The following is a 17,895-nucleotide window of genomic DNA, read 5'->3' on the forward strand; positions in this document are numbered from 1 at the left end:
TCCGCTGTTCTCTAGCCGATACGTTCTCCATCGGAAACGGGCGGATGCCGCGATGCCTCGGGACGCTCATTCGAGTACCCACTCCGCCAACTTCCCCGTCACCTGCGCCATCAGCACGTTCTCGATATCCCGCGCGCCCGCCGCGCTGCACTTGGCGAGCACGGCCTTGACGATGGCCGGGTCGAAGTCGAACTGTTTGCCGGTAGCGGCCTTGTAGCGTTCCCGCAGTTTTTCCAGCTTGGCCACGACGATGCCTTCCAGGGTGGCTTCCTCCAGCGGCCGGTAAGGCACCACGGTCATGCGCGCGAGGAACGCCGGGCGGAAGGTTTGCAGCAGGACTTTGCGCAGGCGCTCGTCGAAGGCCGGGGTGGCGACCTGTTCGGCCGGGCTGTCCAGCAGCAGTTCGGCGCCGACGTTGCTGGTGGCGAGGATCACGGTGTTCCTGAAGTCCACCACCAGGCCGGTGCCGTCTTCCATCACGCCCTTGTCGAACACGTTGTAGAAGGCTTCCAGCACGTCCGGATGGGCTTTCTCGATCTCGTCCAGCAGCACCACCGAATAGGGCTTGCGGCGCACCGCTTCGGTGAGCACGCCACCGCTGCCGTAGCCGACGTAGCCGGGCGGGGCGCCCTTGAGCTGGCTGACGGTGTGGGCCTCCTGGTACTCGGAGAGGTTGATGCTGATCAGGTTGCGTTCGCCGCCGTAAAGGGCGTCGGCCAGGGCGTAGGCGGTCTCGGTCTTGCCCACGCCGGTGGGGCCGGGCAGGAGGAATACGCCGACCGGCTTGGCCGGGTCGCTGAGTCCGGCGCGATAGGCCTGGATGCGCTGGGCGATGGCGCCCAGGGCGGCCTCCTGGCCCATCACCCGCTGGCCCATTCGTTGCGCCAGGGAACGGATGGCGTGGGCTTCGTCGGCGAGCATCTTGCCCACCGGGATGCCGGTCCAGCCGGCGATCACCGCGGCCACGGTACGCGAGTCCACCTGCTCGGGAACCAGCGGGTCGTCCTGGCGGATGGCTTCGAGGCCGGCCGCCAGGCGCGCCAGTTCGGCGGCCAGGTGGTCGATGCGACCGTCCAGTTCCTCGTCGGGCTTGGCCGCGTCGGCGCTTTCGCTGAGGGCCAGCAGTTCGCGGCGGATGTCGAGCAGTTCGCGCACCGCTTCGCGTTCCTCGTCCCAGCGGGTCTCCAGCTCGCGGATGGTCCGGCGGTTATCGCCCGACTCGCTTTCCAGGGCGGTGATACGCGCGCTGTGGTCGAGGCCGGTGGCCTGTTCCCGGCGCAGCCGCTGCAATTCCTCTTCCAGCGCCTGCTCGCGATGGCGCAGGCTTTCCAGCGGCGGCGGCACGTCGTGCTGGCCGAGGGCGACCCGCGCGCAGGCGGTGTCGAGCACGCTGATCGCCTTGTCCGGCAACTGGCGGCCGGAGATGTAGCGATGCGACAGCTTCACCGCATCGACGATGGCCGCGTCCATGATCTGCACGCCGTGATGCAGTTCCAGCTTGCCGGCGACGCCGCGCAGCATCTCCACGGCGGTGGCCTCGTCCGGCTCCTCGACCTGGACCAGCTGGAAGCGCCGGGTCAGCGCCGGGTCCTTCTCGAAGTATTTCTTGTATTCCAGCCAGGTGGTGGCCGCCAGGGTGCGCAACTCGCCGCGCGCCAGGGCCGGCTTGAGCAGGTTGGCGGCGTCGCTGCCGCCTTCCGCGCCGCCGGCGCCGATCAGCGTGTGCGCCTCGTCGATGAACAGGATGATCGGCTGCGCGCTGTTGCGCACGGCGTCGATCACGCCCTTGAGGCGCTGCTCGAACTCGCCCTTCATGCTGGCGCCGGCCTGCAACAGGCCGAGGTCGAGCACCCGCAGGATCACCTCCTGCAACGACGGCGGCACCTCGCCGGCGGCGATGCGCAGGGCCAGGCCCTCGACCACCGCGGTCTTGCCGACGCCCGGCGCGCCGACCAGGATCGGGTTGTTCTGCCGCCGGCGCAGGAGGATGTCGACGCACTGGCGGATCTCCCCGTCGCGCCCGACTATGGGGTCGATGCGCCCGGCGCGGGCTTCGGCGGTGAGGTCCTGGGTGTACTGGTCGAGCAGCGGGTCCGGGGCGCTTTCCGGCTTGTCGCCGCCTGCCGCCGGGCGGTTCGGCGCGGGCGGCTGTTCGCGGGAGGCCTGGATCCACTCCAGCAGGTTGGCCTGCAAGGCCTCGTGGGGAATCCGCAGTAGCGACGACGCGCTGTTCAGCAGCAGGGCGCGGCGCTCCTCGCGGTCGAGCAGGGCGAGCAGCAGCAGGCCGGAACGGATCTGCGCCTGGCCGAGCACGCTGGCGTGGACCACGGCGTCTTCGAGCAGGCCGATGGTGTGCGCGGACAGCGCCGGAGTGCGGGTATTGCCGGCCTTGAACAGCTCCAGCGACAGGTTGATCTCGGCGACCAGGGCGTCGCGCTCCAGGCCGAAGCGCGGCAGCAGGCAGGCGAAGTCGCCGCCGTCGATGTCCAGCAGCTCCAGCAGCAGGTGCTCGATCTCTACGTAATGATGGGTGCGTTGCAGGCAGCGTTGCGCGGCGCGCTCCAGGGCGCGGCGACAGTCCGGGTTGAGGCGGCCGATCAGGGCGGCGAGTTCCATTTCAGGCTACCTCCGGCTGCCGCAGGTCGAGATCGATGCGCTGCCGCTGGCTGTCTTCGACGCGCCGCAGGCCGGTGTTCCAGCTCAGCCTGGGCGGTGCACCGCGCTCCAGGCGCAGCGGCGCGCCGCCGCTCACCAGTAGGCTCAGGCGACAATCCAGGTCGGGGCCGAAGTACAGCGCGGCGAGGCTGGCCAACTGGCCATGGGCGTCGCCGTCGGGGAAGAAGCGGGCGGCTTCGCGGGCATCCAGCGGACCGAGACTGAGGGCGATGCCGGCGTGCTCGTCCCAGGTGCGCGTGCCGGCTATGGCGTCGCGACCCAGGCGCAGGTTGCGTCCGCCGCGTTGCAGCCGGCTGCGGCTGGCCGCGGGGATTTCCTTCCAGGCGCCCTGGTAGGCGTCCAGCCGTGCCTCCACGCCGAAATGCTGGCGCACCAGGCCGGCGAAGCCGGCCAGGGAGCGACGCCCGCCGGCGAACAGCGCGGTGCGTGCCAGTACCGCGCTGTCCGGCAGCGCCAGGCGCTCTTGCAGGGCTTTCGGCAACAGGCCGCTGAGGGCGCGTAGCTGCGCCTGCACCGGGGTCGCCGCCGGCACCGCGAAACCGAGCGCCACGCGATGCTTGCGCAGCACCCGGTAGAGCAGGCTGAGCAGGCGGTGCTGGAACAGGTCGAGGAACTCGGCGGGGGCATGGTCCTTCTGCCGGGCGCGTTGTTGCAGCCATTCCTGGTAGGCATAGGGCAACGGGCCGTCGGGTCCGCCGAGGCCGAACACCGGGGTGGACAGCACCGGTTGCTGCGGGTCGTCGAGCAGGCTTTCCACCTCGCTCGAGGCGAACAGCGGCAACAGCGGCCCGCGCAGGCGCAGGGCCTCCGCCCGCGGCGCGTTGCCGGTGCCCAGCGGCAACGCCTGGGGACGCTCGCGTTCGAGCAGCAGCAGCGCCTGCAACAGTTCGAAGCGCTGCGGCGTGCGGCGCAGCCGCTGACTCAGAGGGAGAGCGGCGAGCCGGCCTGGGGTTGCCATGTCTTCACCTCCTTGTCGGCTTCCACCAGGACCGTGCGCACGAAGCGGTTGGCGGTGGCATACAGCGAGAAGAACTGCGCCAGCACGGCGGAGAACAGCACGCCGCTGGCGCCGACGAAGTGTTGCGGATCGAGTCGCAGGCGGATTTCCAGGCCATTGCGCCAGCCGCGCCAGGCATCCTCGCCGACGTGCGCCACCACCCGCTGGCAGTCGAGTTGCCTCAGCCCTTCTATCTGCCGGCGGGCGCTGGCATCGTCGCGCAGGTTGTGCAGGGCGAGGATTTCCCGCAGGGCTTCGAGGGCGCGCGGGCCTTCCACCAGCGAGAGGTGGTTGAGGGTCAGCTGCGAGACCAGTCTCCAGCGCGACTGGCCGTCCAGGCGCGGCTGGCTCTGCGCGCTGGGCGCGTTGCGCAGGCGTGCGGCGGCGACCGGCCCGGGCCGTTCGAAGCCCAGCGCGGTGCCGGCACCCAGGCGCTCGGCCAGATAGCGATTGGTGCATAGCAGCTCGGCGGTCAGGCTGAAGGCCGGGGCTTCGCGTAACGGGTCGAAGCCGGTATCCACCAGGCTCAGCAGCAGGTCGCTGCCCAGCCGGTTCGGGGTCAGCCCGGCGATGCGCCGGGCGTGCCAGTAGAGCGTGCCGAGGTGGCTGTCGTGGCGGCAGCCATAGTAGGCCGGGACTGGCTGCACGGTGCTCCCGGCCACCGAGCGCACGGCGCGGATGCTATGGATTTCCACGCTGTTCTCGCGGTGACTGTCGGCGACCAGGCGGTACTCGCTGCGGGTGCCGTCCGGGCGCAGCGGCTCCGAGGTCCGCGGAAAGAGGTTGATCGCCGGCGCGCAGCCGAGCTGGAAGTCTTCCGCCTGCAAATGCAGGCGTGCCGTCGGTGCGCGATCGAAGACCAGGTACAGGTAGAGCGTCTGTCCGTCGGCGAGCGCGCCGGACAGTGGCAGGTCGAAGAAGTGGAACTTGTCGGGGAAGGCGAAGTACTCGGCGAGCAGGCGCAGGCCCGGATGTCCGCCGTCTTCCTCCGGCAGCAGCGCCTCGTCGGCGGCGAAGCCGACGATCTCCGGCAGTCCGCGGAGCGCCGCCGGCGGCGTGCCGGGCGCCCCCGCCATGACCTGCACGGTATGCGCGGCGAGCAGGTCGTAGAGGATCGCGCAGCCCATCGGCGAAGCCGCCAGGTGGATGCGCAGGCGCTCGATCGACAGTTCGTCCCAGCGGTACTCGCCCAGGCAGCGCAGGCTCAGGCGCAACGCCGAGCGGGCGGCGCCGACTCCGGTCAGGGCTTGCGCCTCCTCGCCGCCGAGCAGGTTCGCCTCGTCGATCGCCAGCGGCCACAGGGTCGCCTCGGCGCTGCTGCGGAAATGCACGCTGTCGCCGCCACGGGTGGTGACGAACAGCGCGGTGTCGCGCGGCAGCCGGTAGCCCTCGGCGAGGCTGCCCTGGGTCGGGTCCGGTTCGAACTGGACGATCGCGCAGGACGGCAGCGGGCGCAGCGCCAGGGGGTAGAGCTGTTCGAGGAGGGCGTCGCTGAACTCTGCGTAGTCGTCGTCGAGGCGCCGTTGCAGGCGCGCGGTGAGCAGCGAGAAGCCTTCCAGCAGACGCTCGACGTGCGGGTCGGGGCATTCGCCGGGGGCCAGTTGCAGGCGCCGGGCGACCTTCGGATAGCGCTCGGCGAAGGCGCCGCCGGCGTGCCGTAGCCAGGTCAGCTCGCGCTGGTAGTAGTCGAGCAGGTCGGCATCAATCGAATCGCTCATGGCGCACCTCAAGGCCATCGCTGCCCTGTTCGATGACGAATAGCGCAGGCGTCAGGCGCGACCCGCTGCGCAGGCGGCCGCCGAGCTGGATACGCAGGCGCTGCGGATTGCCCGGGTCAGGTTCGACCTCGACCTCGGCCAGTTGCAGGCGCGGCTCGAAATGCTCGACCGCCGCCCGCACCTCGCGCGCCAGCTGGCGCCGGTCCTCGGCGCGCAGGCGTTGCACGGCGGTCCAGTCGGCGAGCCCGTAGGCGAGGATGCCGCTGCGCGCATTCGCCGGGCGCCGTGTGTTGAGCAGGCGCAGCAGCTCGCCGCGGACCGACTCGGCCAGCGCCCGGTCGTCGAACGCGGGACGTTCGTCGGCCTCGGCGCTGAGGCGCTCGAACAGCGGCGGCAGGGCTCCGGACATGTCGGCGCCCGGTCACTTGACCAGCTGGTTGGCGGCCAGGTCCCAGGTCGAGGCGGCCGTGCCTTCCTTGGTGCCGTCGTCCTTCTGCGCGGTCAGCTCCCACTTGATCTTGGTGAAGTTCAGCGACAGGGTCTCCACCGGCTTGCCGCCGGCGCCGCCGCTGACGCTGACGTTGGAGAGCACCACGTTGTTCAGGGTGTAGACGATGAAGGGCATGATCTGCCCGTTGCCCTCGGCGGCGTTGCGGCCGATGGTGATGGTCGCCTCGGCGATCGGCTTGCCGGCGCAGCAATACTCGTTGAGGGTCGGGGTCGAGGTGTCGATGAACTTGGTGAGGGTGAATTCGCCGACGTGGGGTTTGCCGGAGGTGCGCTCCGAGTTGCTGACGTCGTTGGTGACCTGCATCGCCACGTTGTGGCTGTAGGACATGATTTCGATCTTGTTTTCGTAGCCGACGAGCAGGCTGTCGCCTTTGATGTCGCTGCCGAAATCGAGAATGATCGCATCCATCGCATCTGACTCCTGGAGAGGGGCTGTCTGGAACGGGAAGGGCGCCCCGCCGGCGCTGCCGGCGGGGGCGGACTCACGCCGCTACCGGCGGCGGCAGGTTGGCGACCAGGCGGATCGACGCGCTGAGTTCCTCGAGCTGGAAGTGCGGCCGGAGGAACACCGTGGCGCGGTAGGCTCCCGGTTTGCCGGCCACCTCGCTGACATCCACCCGCGCCTCGCGCAGCGGGTACTGCGCCTTGATTTCCTGCGGTGCGTTGTCGTTGATCAGCACGTAGTCGGCGATCCAGTTGTTCAGGTAGGTCTGCACGTTGTCGCGGGTCATGAAGCTGCCGACCTTGTCGCGCATGATCACCTTCAGGTAGTGGGCGAAGCGCGATGCCGCCAGCACGTACGGCAGCATCGCCGACAGGCGCGCGTTGGCGTTGGCCTCGTTGGTGTTGTAGAGCCTGGCCTTGTTGGTGGTCTGGCCGCCGAAGAACACCGCCACGTCGCTGTTCTTCTTGTGGCACAGGGAAATGAAGCCGAGATCGTTGAGTTCCTTCTCGCGGCGGTCGGTGATCGCCACCTCGGTCGGGCACTTCAGCGACAGGTCGCCGGAGCTGGTGCGGAACGTGTGCGCCGGCAGGCCCTCGACCGCGCCGCCGCCTTCCGCGCCGCGGATCGCCGCGCACCAGCCGTACTTGGCGAAGGCCTCGGTGATGCGCTGCGCCAGGACCCAGGCGGCGTTGCCCCAGAGGTACTTGGAGTGGTCGGTGCCGTTGACGTCCTCGACATAGTTCATGCCTTCCACCGGTCGCGTCTCCGGGCCGTAGGGCAGGCGCAAGAGGAAGTTCGGCAGCACCAGCGACACGTAGCGCGAGTCCTCGCTCTCGCGGAAGGCGCGCCACTTGATCAGCTCCAGGCTCTCGAAGATCTTGGTCAGGTCGCGCGGCACGGCCAGTTCGGTGAAGCTGTTCATGTCGAACAGGCGTGGGCTGGCGGCGGCGATGAACGGCGCGTGGGCAGCCGCGGCGACGTTCGACAGCTTCTCCAGCAGGCCGATGTCCTGCGGATGGCGACCGAAGGTGAAGTCGCCGATCAGCAGGCTGAAGGGGTGTCCGCCGAAGGTGCCGTATTCCTCTTCGTAGATCTTCTTGAACAGTGCGCTCTGGTCGAACTCGACCGCCTTCTCCAGGTCGTTCTGCAGTTCGTTCTTGCCGACGTTCAGCAGGCGCAGCTTGAGCCGCGCGCTGGTCTCGGTGTTGCTCACCAGTTGGTGCAGGCCGCGCCAGGAGGCTTCCAGCTTCTGCAACTCGGGGTGGTGGATGATCTGGTTGAGCTGGTCGCTGATCAGCGCATCGATCTGGCTGATGCGGTCGTTGATCATCGCCACGGTGTCCTTGTCGACGGCCATGCCCTCGTCGAGGACCTGGGTGGCGAATTCCGCGAGCATGTCGCGGGCATAGTCCTGCTGGCTGTCGTCGTGGGCCATGCGGCCCTTGGCGATGATCTCGTCGAGCAGGGACAGGGTCTGGGTCGAACTCTCGCCGGATTGTTCGGCGGCGGATGACTTGGGCATGGCGGCTTCTCCGGGAAGAGGGTCAGGCCGGCTGGTCGGCCGGGGGTTCGCTGTCGCCGGCCGGGGCCGCTTCGGCTTCCGGGCGGGCCGCTTTGATTTCCTGCAGGCCTTCGGTGTTGGCCACCACGTCCTGCAGCAACTGGTCGAGGTCGTCGTTGCCGTCGAGCTTGGTCAGCAGGTCGCGCAGGCGCTGGCGCGCTTCGAACAGGCGACGCAACGGGACCACCTGCTTCACCAGGTTGACCGGGTCGAAGTCCTCGATGTGGTTGAAGCGCAGCTCGACGTTCAGCTTGCTGTCGTCGCCGCTGATGGTGTTGTCGACCTGCAGGGTGGCGCGGGGAGAGATGGAGGAGAGGATCTCGTTGAAGTTGTCGCGGTCGATGTCGACGAAACGCCGTTCGACCAGCTTCGCCGGCGGGGTATCCGGCTTGCCGGAGAGGTCGGCGAGGATGCCGACCACCAGGGGCAGCTCCTTCTTCTCGATGGCGTTGCCGATCTCGACGTCGTAGGTGATCTGCACGCGCGGCGGGCGCACCCGGTCCAGCTTGTGCTGCGTACTCTCGGCCATGGCGGCTGACTCCGATGCAATGGTGGGGGCGCAATGCATCGGGGGATGCCCTGATCATCGCAGTCCCTTGCTGGATCACAGGCATGACAGGGAAAACGGCGCAGAACCTGTCCTTGGCGATCCCTCTGGTCCGTCACTGGCGACGAACTACAAAAGACGCTAGAACAGGTCTATGGATTTGCAAAATAAAATTTTCGTTGGACTCCCATGAAGCACGGATGTTTCACCATATGTCGGAAATTCTCCCTGCCGCTGGCGATCCTGGCGCTGGCCGGCTGCTCGTATTTCTTCGCGCCGCGGGTCGAGTTGCAGCGGCTGACCCTGGATGTCGCCGCGCGCGCCAACGACGACTCGCCGATCGCCGTGGATTTCGTCGCGGTGAAGGATGCGGAGCTGTTCAAGGAACTGGCCGGACTGCCGGCCAGCCAGTGGTTCGCCAATCGCGAGCAGTACCGCCGCGACTACCGGCAGCAGTTCGCGGTATGGAGCCTGGAGCTGGTCCCGGGGCAGTTCATCGAGTCGGAGTCCTTCCCCTTGCGCGGCGACCGCGCAACTGGACTTTTGGTCTTCGCCGGCTATAACACACCCGGCGCGCACCGCTTGCGCCTCGACCAGCAGCAGCGCGTCTGGCTGCGTCTGGATACCCGGGAAATGCGACTGGTCAACGATCCCGCCACGCGTTAGCGGAGGGGCAGGCGAGCGACCGTCGTGCACGACAACGTAGGACGTCGAAGGGGAGTCGTATGAGTGTTCTGCCTGACGCGGTGTGCTGGCACGAAGGGATGCAACTGCTTCCCCAGCATTTCCAGTTGCAGGGATTGCGTGCCGAGGCGCTGGCGGCGCGCATCGGACAGGCCTGCAACCCTTGGTTCTGGGGAGTGACCGCCCTGGAACTGGACCCCTCGGCGTTGTGCGCCGGCCAAGTGCGGGTCCTGCACCTCGAAGCGATCCTGCCCGACGGCCTGCCGGTGAGCGTGCAGGCTGGTGTCGACGCGCCGCTGGAGTTCGATCTGGAGACAGCGCTGGCGGCCGCCGAAGGGCCGCTGCTGAACGTCCACCTGGCGGTCAGTCCGCTGTGGCGGGCGGGTCAGTTGCTGCCGCTGAAGGGCCGTCTGCAATCGCGGGTCGGCGCGCCGCTGCCGGACCTGGCCAGCGGCGAGCACCCCGAGCCGATCACCGTCTGGCGAGCGTCGCTGCGGCTGGTCGGCGACGACGGCAAGGCCGACTCCGTGTGCCTGCCGTTGCTGCGCGTGGCGAAGGAGGGCGGCGCCTACGTCAGCCTGCCCTACGTCCCGCCGACGCCACTGATCCTGCCGGAGTCGCCCCTGGGCAGACGCGTGCAGTCACTCTGCGCGCGGGCCCGGGAGAAGGCGCTGTTCCTCGGCGGGCGCCTGCGCCTGGCGCAGCAGGCGGGCAACCAGGACGACGCGGTGGAAATCCGTCGCCAGCTTGCCGCGCTCTGGACCCGCCTGCCGGAGGTCGAAGGCCTGCTGGCAAGCCGTGCGGCCTCGCCGCTGGCCCTGCACGGCAGCCTGCTGGGCCTGGCCGGTGCCTGGGCGGCGCTCGATCCGCTGGCCGGCGTGCCGGCCTTCGAAGCGCTCGACTTCCTCGACCTGCGGCGTGGCTACGAGCCGCTGCTGGACTGGTTGGAGCGCGCCATCGAGTCGATCCGCGCGGGCTACCGCTGCCTGCCGTTCGAGCAGGAGGAACAGGTATTTTCCGTGCGCCTGCCCGATCCGGCGCCGCGTCAGCGCCTGGTGGTCGGCCTGCGGATGCCCGCCGGCGCCGGCGAACAGGCGGCGGCTGACTGGCTGGAGCGCGCCATCGTCGCCTCCGACCCGCACCTGCCGTTGCTCGCCCGGCAACGCATGAGCGGACTGGCGCGGCAGCCGATGAATCGCCAGGAACAGGTGGCCTACAGCGTTGGCGACGACACCCGTTTGTTCGTCGTGCAGGGTGCCGGCGACTGGTTCGATGCCGGCCAGCCGCTGCGCATCGTCGCGCCGGTCAGCGGGGTCGCCAGCAGTCCCTGGCAGATCGTGCTGTTCGTCGCCGACGGCAGCGACAACACCTAGACAGGAAGGAGCCGCCAATGCCCGAAGGGAGTGCAGGGCCTTTTTCCCAGGCGTACCAGGAGCAGCCGCTCAGCACGGCATTCCGCCAGGCCTGGCAGGAATGGCTGGAGGCCTGGGGCGCCCTCGACCGGGACGCCCAGGATGTGCCACGGATGGTCGAGCGCGCCCTCGAACTGTCCACCCGCATCACCCGGCGTCTGTGGCGCAGCGCCTTCGCCAGCGTCGGCGACGCGGCGGGCGTGCAGGTCAAGGCGATGGTCTATGCCTTCGTCGCCCTGGTCGACGAGACCCTGGTCTTCAGCGCCTGGCCGGGGCAGGGCGCCTGGCAGGACAAACCGCTGGAGTCGCATCTCTACGGCAGTCGCCAGGCGGGCGAATACCTGCCGCTGGCGATCAAGCGCCTGCTCGACGAACGCGCCCCGGCCAGTCGCGACCTGGCCAACGTCTACCTGCAATGCCTGATCCTCGGCTTCCGCGGTCGCCTGCGCGGGCCGCGCGGCGAGGCGCTGCACGAGAAGTGGCGGCAGGCGTTGTTCGCCTTCGCCTGGCAGCGCGAGGCGGACGCCGCCGACCTCGGCCGTCGCCTTGAGCAGCCCGCCGCTGCGCCGCCACGGCGTCTGCCGGTGCGCGCAGCGCTGCCGGACGGCTTCCGCCTGGGCCTGGCGGTGCTCGGGCTGGTGCTGTTGATGAGCGGTATCGGACACCTGTTCTGGCGCGACATCCAGCACGAAATGGCGGCGGTGACCCACCTGGCCGATGCGGAGCAGGCGCCATGAGCGGCGCGACCCTGTTCATGCTGGTTCTCCTCCTGGTGCTGCTGGCGCTGCTGCTGGGGGCGCTGGGCTGGTGGTGGCGAACCCGCGGTGGTACGGAGATCCGCAGCTTCTACGCGGCGGTCCGGCAGATGGAGCGCGAGCAGGGCTGGCAGGGCCGCTACGAAGCGCCCTGGCTGCTGATGCTCGGCAACGAGACCGAGGGCGAGCAGTTGTGCGCCACCTGGCGCCTGCTGCCGGTGGCGCGTCCGGCCTGGTTCGGCCGCTGGTGGTCGGACGGCGAGGGGGCGATCCTGCTGGTGCCCGAGTCGGTGTTCCTGCCCGACGAGGGCCTGCGCCGGCAAAGCGGCGCCTGGCTGCGCCTGTTGCGTCTTTTCCTGCGCCTGCGCGGCAGGCGCGCGCTGGACGGGGTGGTCTGGAACATTCCGCTGGCGCGGCTGCAGGATGGCGAGCAGGCGGCCAACCTCGGCCTCGCCGCGCGCCGTCGCTACGTGGAACTGACCCAGCGCCTTGGCCTGAGCCTGCCGGTTTACGTGGTGATCACTGGCCTGGAAGACCTGCCGGGTTTCCAGGAACTTCTCGCGGCGCTGCCCGAGGAGGCGCGCGAGCGCGCCCTCGGCTGGTCCTCGCCGTTCGCCGCCGAAGCGGCCTGGCAGTCGCGCTGGTGCGAGCAGGCGCTGGAGGAAATCACCGCCACCCTGACCGAGTCGATCGTCGAACTCGGTACCTTGCGCGGCCAGGTGGACAATGAGCTGTATTGCCTGCCGCCACGCCTGGAAAGCCTCCGCGGTTCGTTGCAGGCGCTGCTCGAACCGGTCTTCCAGGGCAACGCCAGGGGCGAGGCGCCGCGCTTTCGCGGTCTCTACCTGAGCGGCAGCGAGGCGGCGGGCGCGGCAGCCGACGATGTCCTGCCGGCGGTCGACGCGCCGCGTCGGCGCAGCAGCTTCGCCAGCCAACTGTGGGCACGGCGGATCCTTGCCGAGGAAGGCCTGGCCCAGGCGGTGCCGCGCATCCTCCAGCTGCGCCAGCGCTGGCAGCGCGGGATCGGCCTCGCCGCGTTGTGCCTGTGCCTGCTCTGGGGCGGCCTGATGACCTGGGTCTGGCGCGACGCGCTGCGCGACGCCGGTGAACTGTCGCAACTGCTGCATGGCGCCAGTGAGCGCTACCAGCCGCTCGACGACGACACTCGGCGCGCCGCCCAGGTCCGGCAGAACGTCCAGGCCTGGTGGCAACTGGTGTCACAGGCGCCGCGCTGGCGCTTCACTTCGCTGGCGTTTCCCAGTTCCTGGTTTTCCTCCCTGGATGCACGTATCGACAACGCGTATCGCCGCGTTTCCGAGCGCCTGCTGGTGCGACCGCTGCGCAGCCTGCTGGAAGGCGAGGCGCGCGACCTGCGGGCGATCCGCAGCGATGGCCAACCCGGCCTGAAGGAGGGCGACGACCCCAGCCAGTGGAAGGACTACCTGGCGGCGAAGGACCTGGTCGCCCGCGCCACTACGCTGGAGCGCCACAATCGCTTGTTCGCCCAGGCCATCGACAACCGCAGGACGCCGCTCGACGACCTTCTGCAACTGAGTAACGATGCCTTGGGCAGCAGCTACAACGCCGGCAGCCTGGCGCGCCTGGCCTATTACAACCGCACGCTGTTCGCCGAGCGTCCGGCCGATCTCGCCGCCCTCGACCTGGGCCGGGTCGCCGCCACGGCGGCGGATAACTTCCATGACCTGATGGCACGCTGGCTGAACGCCTACTTCCTCACCGACAGCCTGGAACGCACCGGCAATGCCCTGACCCAGGAACTCGCGCAGCTCGGCCAGGAACGAGACGCCACGGCGGCCCAGTTGCTGGGGATCGGCGAATTGATCAACCACCTGCAGCAACAGGTCAACCGCATCAACCTGATCTGGGGCAATGGCGTCGGCCAGGATCTCGTCCCTGGCTACCAGAACCTGCTCAAGAGCGCCCAGCAAAGCAGCTTGCTGGGAAACCGCGTGGAGGAACTGCAGAACCTCACCGTGCAGTTGCAGCAGCAGTTTCGCAGCGAATGGATCGCGCCTCCGGAGGCTGCCGGCGACGGCCTGCTGGTGAAACAGGGGGCGACGCTCAAGCTGGCCGATGACCTGCTCGGTCTGAAACGCGCCATCGATGACCTGAAGACCAAGGACTTCGTCTCCGTGGCCCTGGCGGACAAGACACTGGCGGACCACTCCTTGCTGAGCATCGACGATATCGGCGTGACTCAGGCGTTGAGCTTCTTCAACGACTTCACCGGCTACTACGAGAGCACCCTGCCATCGCTCAACCCGCGCTATCGCTATTCGGTCCTGCACGCCGCCGCCAGCGCGGCGACCGAGGCCATGTGGCAAAGCCTCGGGCCGCGCAGTCGTAGCCTGGCCAGTCGCAATGCCTCGCGTTTCGACGTGCAGGTCAAGCAGGTCCAGGTGTTGCAGGCGGCGCTGCTGGAGTTGCAGGACCTGCAGGCCGGCGCGCGCCTGCTGCTCAGCCTCAACGCGCTGGCCGTGGCCGATATCGGCCAGGCCCTGCGCGACATCGACGAGCAGGCGGTGCTGCGCGAGCCGGTCGATTTCAGCCGCTGGTCGGGCGCGCCGAATTTCGGCCTGCAGATGTTCCGCGCCCAGGACAGTGCCGAGCTGAAGCAAAGCCTGAACAGCCAGTTCAATGCCATGGCGGCCGTCGCCGAACGCCACGCCCCGGCGCTGGAGTGGTTGCAGGCGCAGCAATCCAGCCTGGCCACCGCCGACTACAACGCGTTCGTGCGCTTCAGCGCGCTCAACGCCGAACTGCAGAAATTCAAGGCCGACAACCCGGCGAGCACCGCGGCGCAGTTGGCGAAGCTGGTGGGTAACGATTTCAACCAGATGGACATCGGCAGTTGCGCCGACATTCTCAACGGCGTGCTCCTGCCGTCCAGCCGCAGCGACCTGGCGACGCGCCTGGTGGACCTGCGCCAGGGCGCGCTCGGGCGCTGCCAGTCGTTGCAACAGCAGCAGGCGGCGCAGGCCTGGAAGGACCTCGCCGACTACTTCAACCAGTACCTCGCCGGACGCTTCCCGTTCGCCTACAGCCTGGAAGCGGCCGATGCCGAGCCGGGGCGGGTGCGGCACCTGCTGAAACTGATGGAGACGCGCTTGCCGCAGGTGCGCGAAGGGCTGGCCCAGGTTCGCTCGCCGGACCTGCCGGCCGCCGAGGACTTCGTCCGCCGCCTGGAGCAGGCGCAGCGCTGGCTCGGCCCGCTGTTCGAGCGCGACAAGTCGGGCCTGCTCGGCGTCGCCCTGGACATCGACTGGCGCAGCGACCGCAGCCTGGAACGCGGCGCCGACCAGGTGATCGCCTGGAGCCTGTACTCGGGCGACCAGGAAAGCCGTTTCCCCGGCGCGCAGGACAAGGGCCTGACCTGGAATGTCGGCGATCCGCTGAAAATCATGCTGCGCTGGGCGAAGAACGGCTCGCAGCGTCCGGCAGACGACCCGCGCCAGGCCAGCCTGGCGGTGGCCGACCTCGAGGCCGGCTGGAGCTACCAGGGCTCCTGGGCGCTGTTGCGCATGATGCGCGCGCACTTCTCCCGGCAGCGCCCGCCGAACGTCGACTACACGGAGTTTCCGCTGGTCCTGCAACTGCCGGTGTATGCGCCTTACAGCCCGGAAAACGAGGCGCGGATGTTCCTCCGCCTGTCGTTGATGAGCCTGGGCGGCAAGACCCCGCTGTCCATCCAGCCGCTGCCGGTGCGCGCGCCGCAATCGCCGTTCGCGACGCTGTTGCCGGCCACCGTCGCCAGCACCGGAGGTACCCCATGACCCTGCCTCTTTCCGGCAACGCCCTGTCCCTGGAAGTGCTGCTCGAACCGATCGACCCCGGACAGCCGTGCGGCCCCAGCCTGCGCTACGACCCGGACTACGACCGCCTGCGCGAGTTGCGCCGGGAGGACGACAGCAGCCTGCCGACCGGCGTCTGGCAAGCGGAGGCCAAGCGCGCCGACTGGGCCGCGGTGGAGCAGTTGGCCAGCGAACTGTTGCAGCGGCGCAGCAAGGACCTGATGCTCGCCGCCTGGCTCGGCGAGGCCTGGCTGCAACGCGGCGGGCTGGGCGGATTGCAGCGCGCGCTGGTGCTGCTGGCGGAACTCTGCGAGCGCTACCCCGAGGAGGTGCATCCGCAAGCCCAGGACGGCGACCAGTCGTGGCGGGTGCCGCCCATCGACTGGCTGTTGCGCCGCTATGCCGAGCTGCTGCACACGCGCCTGCCGCTGATGGGGCAGGGCGCGTTCGCCGAGATCACCCTCTATGCCTGGCAGAGGTTGCAGCGCCAGCAGGTCGCCAGCGGCGACAGCAAGAGCGCCAAGGCGGCGCTGGAAGCGGCGCAACTTCAGCAGAAGAAGCTAGACGAAGCGTTGCGCGCGGAGCCCCTGGTGCAATGGCAGCGCAAGCAGGCCAGCCTGCTCGCCTGCCAGCAGCAACTACAGCGCCTGGAACAGTGGTGCGACCGCTGCCTGGGCGAACTCGCCCCCAGTTGCCAGCCATTGCGCGAGGTCATCGCGCAATGGCTGGCCTTGCTCAAGGAGTTCATCGCCATGCACCCGCAAGCGCCGCTGTCCGAAGAACAGCCCCCGGTCGCGGAGGCGGATGCCAGCGAAGGCGACGCGGACGGCGAGGAAAGCGTCCCGGCGAGCGCGCCGAGCGGGCCGGCTGGCGCGCCGACCAGTCGCGAGGACGCCTACCGGCAATTGCTGCTGATCGCTGACTACCTGGCGCGCACCGAGCCGCACAGCCCGGTTCCCTACCTGATCAAGCGCGCGGTGGAGTGGGGCAACAAGCCGCTGAGCGAGTTGCTGGCGGAGCTGATCAATGCGGACTCGGAGGCGCGCCGAGTCTGGTCGCTGCTTGGCGTACTGCCCTAATGAGCGGGGTTATATTTTTTATTCGAATATATAAATACGAATTCAGAATTTTTTAATCTATGGGTTCCTGGGGCAAGATGGGCGCACATTCCCCGGCTCGGAACCCAGCATGTCCGTCATCACCCATCCCCACGCCCGCGAGCTGACCAAATCGGTGCGCGCCACCGTGCTGGTGTTCAACGACCCCCGTTCCCGCGAGCTGCTGGAGCGCATCGAGCGCCTGGCGCCCAGCGAGGCCAACGCGCTGGTCATCGGCGAGACCGGCACCGGCAAGGAGCTGGTGGCGCGCCATATCCACGCCCTCAGCGGACGCAACGGCGGCCCGTTCGTCGCGGTCAACTGCGGTGCTTTCGCCGAGAGCCTGGTGGAGAGCGAGCTGTTCGGTCACGAGAAGGGCGCCTTTACCGGTGCGTTGCAGAGCAAGGCCGGCTGGTTCGAGGCAGCCAACGGCGGCACCCTGTTCCTCGACGAGATCGGCGACCTGCCGCCGAGCATCCAGGTCAAGCTGCTGCGCGTGCTGCAGGAACGCGAGGTGGTGCGGCTCGGTTCGCGCCGGCCGATCCCCATCGACGTGCGGCTGGTGGCGGCGACCAACGTCGACCTGGCCGACGCGGTGGTCGCCGGACACTTCCGCGAGGACCTGTTCTACCGCCTGCACGTGGCGACCATCCAACTGCCGCCGTTGCGCGAGCGCCGCGGCGATATCCTGCCGCTGGCCGAGTACTTCATCGTCGAGCACTGCCGGCGCCTCGGCTACACCAGCGCGAGCCTGAGCCCGGAAGCCGAGCGCAAGCTGCTCGGGCATTCCTGGGCGGGCAATATCCGCGAGCTGGAGAACGCCATCCACCACGCGCTGCTGGTCTGCCGCAACCGTCTGATCCAGCCGGCCGACCTGCACCTCATCGACATGCGTGCGCGCCAGGAGCCGAACGGCTTGCGCCGCGCTCCCGAAAGCGCCGCCGGCTCGGCGTTGGAGGCGGCGCTGCAGGCGCTGTTCGAGGAAAACCGCGAGGATCTCTACGAGCACATCGAGGAAACCGTGTTCCGTGCCGCCTATCGCTTCTGCCACGGCAACCAGTTGCAGACCGGACGCCTGCTGGGGATCAGCCGCAACATCGTGCGCGCCCGCCTGGAGAAGATCGGCGAGCTGGAAACCTCGCCACGGCACAACGTGGTCTCGCTGGTGGGCAAGTGAGCGTGGCGCTTTACAGTCTTTCACAATTCCCCCACAAAACCGGCAAGAACCCGGACGGCGGCTGTTCTACAACGGAGCGGTGAATCTCGTTGGCCGGACCAGGGACGTCGCCATGCCTCGCTCCGCTCGCCTGTGTCGCTCGCTCCCGGTAGCCGCTTTCCCGGCGGCGCCGAGTCCGCCTGGTCCTCCAGTCACAGCAACCTTGGTTTCCCGACCCGGCGAAGAGGATCGCTGCATGCCGTACTGTTCGCCGGAACAACTCGCCGACCTAGGCCCGCTGCTGGATTGCCTGCGCCGCTGGCCGCGCATCCGCGAGCCGCGGCCGGGGGTGTTCTACCTGGGCGACCAGCCGTTCTGCCAGTTCCATTCGCGCAATGGCCAGCGCTGGGCCGACGTCAAGCGCCGCAAGGGGCGCCTGCCGCCGTTCGTTCTGCCGCCGGGCGACCAGCATTCGGCGCGGGCATTCCAGATATTCCTGCTCCAGGCCTACAAGCTGAACTGAAC

The 17,895-nt window shown here is 68.8% G+C and carries 14 protein-coding genes; 7 read left to right on the forward strand and 7 right to left on the reverse strand.

Annotated elements, in window-relative coordinates; translation table 11 throughout:
* Positions 1-66: 66 nt before the first annotated feature.
* From tssH to tssB, 7 genes are all read right to left on the reverse strand, one after another.
* The gene (gene tssH / locus AC1RB9_RS13525; protein ID WP_003114516.1) at positions 67-2,616 is read right to left on the reverse strand and encodes a type VI secretion system ATPase TssH; all 2,550 of its coding nucleotides are present in this window, start codon (positions 2,614-2,616) and stop codon (positions 67-69) included.
* 1 nt (position 2,617) lies between these two features.
* Positions 2,618-3,634: a type VI secretion system baseplate subunit TssG gene (gene tssG / locus AC1RB9_RS13530; RefSeq protein ID WP_003104928.1), complete on the reverse strand. Its 1,017-nt coding sequence runs from the start codon at positions 3,632-3,634 to the stop codon at positions 2,618-2,620.
* Positions 3,598-5,391 (reverse strand): type VI secretion system baseplate subunit TssF, encoded by a 1,794-nt coding sequence (gene tssF, locus AC1RB9_RS13535; protein ID WP_003160312.1) that lies wholly within the window; start codon positions 5,389-5,391, stop codon positions 3,598-3,600. The genes tssG and tssF overlap by 37 nt, the downstream gene beginning before the upstream one ends.
* Complete coding sequence (gene tssE, locus AC1RB9_RS13540; protein WP_003450950.1) at positions 5,375-5,800, reverse strand: type VI secretion system baseplate subunit TssE; 426 nt, start codon at positions 5,798-5,800, stop codon at positions 5,375-5,377. Before tssE ends, tssF begins: the two co-directional genes overlap by 17 nt.
* A 12-nt stretch (positions 5,801-5,812) precedes the next feature.
* Positions 5,813-6,310 (reverse strand): Hcp family type VI secretion system effector, encoded by a 498-nt coding sequence (locus AC1RB9_RS13545; RefSeq protein ID WP_003089495.1) that lies wholly within the window; start codon positions 6,308-6,310, stop codon positions 5,813-5,815.
* 73 nt (positions 6,311-6,383) lie between these two features.
* Positions 6,384-7,868 carry a type VI secretion system contractile sheath large subunit gene (tssC, locus tag AC1RB9_RS13550; RefSeq protein WP_003089494.1) on the reverse strand — a complete coding sequence of 495 codons (1,485 nt, stop codon included), beginning with the start codon at positions 7,866-7,868 and terminating at the stop codon, positions 6,384-6,386.
* 22 nt (positions 7,869-7,890) lie between these two features.
* Positions 7,891-8,436: a type VI secretion system contractile sheath small subunit gene (tssB, locus tag AC1RB9_RS13555; protein WP_003089493.1), complete on the reverse strand. Its 546-nt coding sequence runs from the start codon at positions 8,434-8,436 to the stop codon at positions 7,891-7,893.
* 207 nt (positions 8,437-8,643) lie between these two features.
* Between tssB and AC1RB9_RS13560 the strand changes: the two genes are divergently transcribed.
* The 7 genes from AC1RB9_RS13560 (at position 8,644) to AC1RB9_RS13590 (ending at position 17,893) form a co-directional block, all read left to right on the forward strand.
* Complete coding sequence (locus AC1RB9_RS13560; RefSeq protein WP_003450945.1) at positions 8,644-9,120, forward strand: hypothetical protein; 477 nt, start codon at positions 8,644-8,646, stop codon at positions 9,118-9,120.
* Between the two features lie 59 nt (positions 9,121-9,179).
* Complete coding sequence (gene tssK / locus AC1RB9_RS13565) at positions 9,180-10,511, forward strand: type VI secretion system baseplate subunit TssK (protein ID WP_020750612.1); 1,332 nt, start codon at positions 9,180-9,182, stop codon at positions 10,509-10,511.
* A 17-nt stretch (positions 10,512-10,528) separates the two neighbouring features.
* The gene (locus tag AC1RB9_RS13570; protein ID WP_003104706.1) at positions 10,529-11,287 is read left to right on the forward strand and encodes a DotU family type IV/VI secretion system protein; all 759 of its coding nucleotides are present in this window, start codon (positions 10,529-10,531) and stop codon (positions 11,285-11,287) included.
* The gene (locus AC1RB9_RS13575; protein ID WP_003450941.1) at positions 11,284-15,099 is read left to right on the forward strand and encodes a type VI secretion protein IcmF/TssM N-terminal domain-containing protein; all 3,816 of its coding nucleotides are present in this window, start codon (positions 11,284-11,286) and stop codon (positions 15,097-15,099) included. The genes AC1RB9_RS13570 and AC1RB9_RS13575 overlap by 4 nt, the downstream gene beginning before the upstream one ends.
* On the forward strand, positions 15,096-16,196 hold the full coding sequence (gene tssA, locus AC1RB9_RS13580; RefSeq protein ID WP_003117861.1) for a type VI secretion system protein TssA: 1,101 nt from the start codon (positions 15,096-15,098) through the stop codon (positions 16,194-16,196). The genes AC1RB9_RS13575 and tssA overlap by 4 nt, the downstream gene beginning before the upstream one ends.
* 109 nt (positions 16,197-16,305) lie before the next feature.
* Entirely contained in the window at positions 16,306-17,391 is a 1,086-nt protein-coding gene (locus tag AC1RB9_RS13585; RefSeq protein WP_003115339.1) for a sigma-54 interaction domain-containing protein, read from the forward strand.
* A gap of 235 nt (positions 17,392-17,626) precedes the next feature.
* Entirely contained in the window at positions 17,627-17,893 is a 267-nt protein-coding gene (locus AC1RB9_RS13590; RefSeq protein ID WP_003104712.1) for a hypothetical protein, read from the forward strand.
* Positions 17,894-17,895 lie beyond the last annotated feature (2 nt).

This window comes from Pseudomonas sp. 20-5 (assembly GCF_056782835.1).